We start from the raw sequence: 3,060 nt of genomic DNA, 5'->3' as shown, positions 1-3,060 counted from the left end.
TAACCGGAAATTTTGTTTTCACGGAGAAAGTTTTATCTTGGCAGAGAAAACTCAGTCCGCTTGAATCGCAACCTCGCTTAAGCCGCGAAACGTTACCTGCAAGCGCATCCGAGATCGCGCATAAAAAAATCGTATATGAACAAATTTATTTTATTAATTACATCAGTAATCTTATTTTCCTGCAAAGGTAATAGCGAAAAAGAATTTGAAAATTTTTCTCTTTCAATTTCTAATCAGAATTTTAATTATAACTTAGAAAGTGGCGTCTTTCAAATTCCAGCAATAAATTTCGTAGATACAATAAAGCTAAATAAAGTTGAGAAAAACAAAATCTCGAAATCTTTTTATAAATATCAAATCGATACATTAAATGGAGAAAAACTTATTTTACCAAAAAAACCAATAATAATGCCCGATTTTAGAGATCTAATCATTGTGAAAATTAAAAATATTGAGAAGTCCAAATTAATTATATCAAATCAAATTGAAACGAAATCTGATTTAAACAATATAGAAAATGGAATCTGTAAATTCAATGAAGATTTAATTGAAATTTTAAGCAAGAATCCCGATTTTAAAGATTGCATGAATATTCTAAAAAGCAATTATAAAAATATTCCTCCATCAATGTAAGCGCCAGCAGGTAACACACGCTAACCGCAATTGCCGATTTTTCGATCACGGAATATCTATTTTCACGAAGAAAGTTTTATCTTGGCGGAGAAATCTCCGCTCGCTTTCATCGGCAACTGTCGGTTAGCGTGGGAACGTTATATGCCATTTAAAACCGCCAAAAACTACAAAGAATGATTGGATATGAACAAATTTTGCTTTCTTCAATTGGAGGTTCAGCTATGACATTATTTATTAATGAACTGATAAAAAGCTACAATAAAACTCAAAAATTAAAAAGGTCATCGGAAATTTTCGTTCAATTTATTGACGATATAATTATCAAATATTTGAAGAAAAATATTTTAGGCTATGACGACCTTTTAAATGTAAAAAGCGATGAAGAATATTTTAAAAGTAGAAATGTTACATTAAGTCCAATGCTCAACAAAAATATTTTTGATTTTTTTGAAAAAGAAGACTTAATAAAAATTTCTAGTGAATTTAAACAAAAAACTATTGTTGACATTTATCACGCATTTTATGAAATTGACTTTTTGCAAGAGCACTCACATTGGAGAATTATCGAAAAATTTCGCCTTAAAATGAAAAATCATTACGAAAAACATAAGAAAGATAATGAAAGTTTTTTAGAACATATTGAATGGTGTCAAAACTTTCAAGGAGCCAAATCTGATTTAGTTTCAGAACTTAAAATGCAAAAGAAACATTGCGAAGTCTTAATCAAAGATTTTGAAATTATAAAAAAAGAAATTTTGCAAAACGACATTATGATTGATTAAACATAAACGGCATATAACCGCCTGTAACCGCAATCGCGGAGTTTTCGGTAGCCGGAAGATGCATTTTCACGAAGAAATTCTATCTTAGCAGAGAAAACTCAGTTCGCTTTGATCCGCGACTGACGGTTACAGGCCAAACGTTAGCTGCCATTTCTTAAAACGACGTAAAACATGAACTCAAGTCAATCAGAACATTTACAAAAATTAGTTGCCGAAATCAATTCTGTGAAAAAAGATAAGGCTGAAAAGCTTGTCCAATTGATTAAACATATCACCACTATTTCTTTCGGAATGCTTACTGTTTTAGTAGCATTTAAACCTGAAAACTCAAATTGCTTCCAAGAAATTTTATTTTCAGTTATACTATCGGCAATCGGCGCGAGTATCATTTCAGGTATAATTTATATGTATTCTATCGTTGACGAATTAAATGAATATTTAAAAATTCATCTTAGGCATTTCGATATTAGGTTAAGTGGCGATTACGACAGTTATTTACGAGGTGAAATTCCAAAGAAATGGTATTTTAATTTTTCAAAAGTATTTTTTTATCTAAGTTCTTTAATTGTAGTAATATTATTAGTTACTTACGGAATAATCTCATAGAAACGGCAGCTAACCGCCGCTAAGCGAATTTGCTGGTTTTTGGTTTCCGGAAATTGTTTCTACACGAAGAAAGTTTATCTTGGCAGAGAATACTCAGCTCGTTGGCATCGCAAACTCGCTTAGCGGCAAAACGTTGTGCGTCATGCCGAAAAAACTCTGTATCCAAAATAAACTAAAATACATAATGAAGAAAATATTCTTTTTATTATTAATTTCTAATAGCATTTTTTCGCAGAGTTCAGAAGTAGAAAGACTTTCAATTTTCGCCGAAAGAGCATTTTCTGTAAAAGATTATAATAGAGCAAAAACCATCTATAACAAAATTGTTGAACTTGATTCTACAAACGTTAGCGCAATCTATAATTTAGCAATATCAGAATGGAATTTAGGTGAGAAAGAGTTGGCTTGTGAACATCTTTATAAATGCTATTCATTAAATGATTATGGTGCCGCAAAATTTTTACAAGAATATTGCAAAGATATTCCGGAGTTTTTGGTTGTCCCAATGCAAGAAGTTGATGAAAAACCAAAATTCATCGTTAATGGAGAAGCTTTTCCTTTATTTGTTGACGATGCCATTAATAAAAAATATCTCGATTTGGTTATAAAACAAATTAGAGATTCTGAATTCGTCTATAAAATGATTAGAGGAAAAGGTAAAATGTTTATTAATTTCCATATTAACAAGAAAGGAATATTTGACGGAAATATATTAAGGTTTTCAGGCGCAAAACAAGAAGAGATAAAAGTAATAGAATTCGAAATGATTAAAATTTTTAACAAAATAAAATTTACTCCAGCTTTGAAAAACGGAAAAGTTGTAGAAACATCAAATAAATATTTATTACCTATCGATTTTGGAACCTAATTATAATGCACGAACGCACAACAGCGGCTAAGCGAGATTGCTGGTTTTCGGTAACCGGAAATTTTGTTTTCACGAAGAAAGTTTTATCTTGGCAGAGAAAACTCAGTTCGCTTGAATCGCGACCTCGCTTAAGCCGCGAAACGTTAGTGGCCATTTGTAACCGCCGTAGAA

General features: G+C 31.1%; 4 protein-coding genes. All 4 read left to right on the top strand.

The window, feature by feature from the left end:
* Positions 1-135: 135 nt before the first annotated feature.
* Positions 136-633 (top strand): hypothetical protein, encoded by a 498-nt coding sequence (locus BLS32_RS18210; protein ID WP_091399518.1) that lies wholly within the window; start codon positions 136-138, stop codon positions 631-633.
* 173 nt (positions 634-806) lie between these two features.
* Entirely contained in the window at positions 807-1,415 is a 609-nt protein-coding gene (locus BLS32_RS18205; RefSeq protein WP_091399515.1) for a hypothetical protein, read from the top strand.
* A gap of 171 nt (positions 1,416-1,586) precedes the next feature.
* Positions 1,587-2,021, top strand: coding sequence for a hypothetical protein (locus tag BLS32_RS18200; protein WP_091399512.1), 435 nt, complete (start codon positions 1,587-1,589; stop codon positions 2,019-2,021).
* Positions 2,022-2,205: 184 nt separating this feature from the next.
* Entirely contained in the window at positions 2,206-2,889 is a 684-nt protein-coding gene (locus BLS32_RS18195; protein WP_139171823.1) for an energy transducer TonB, read from the top strand.
* The last annotated feature ends 171 nt before the right edge of the window (positions 2,890-3,060 follow it).

This window comes from Flavobacterium noncentrifugens (assembly GCF_900100375.1).
Taxonomy (GTDB): domain Bacteria; phylum Bacteroidota; class Bacteroidia; order Flavobacteriales; family Flavobacteriaceae; genus Flavobacterium; species Flavobacterium noncentrifugens.
Note: the sequence above shows the minus strand (reverse complement) of the source record. Positions and strands in the feature narration are given on the sequence as shown.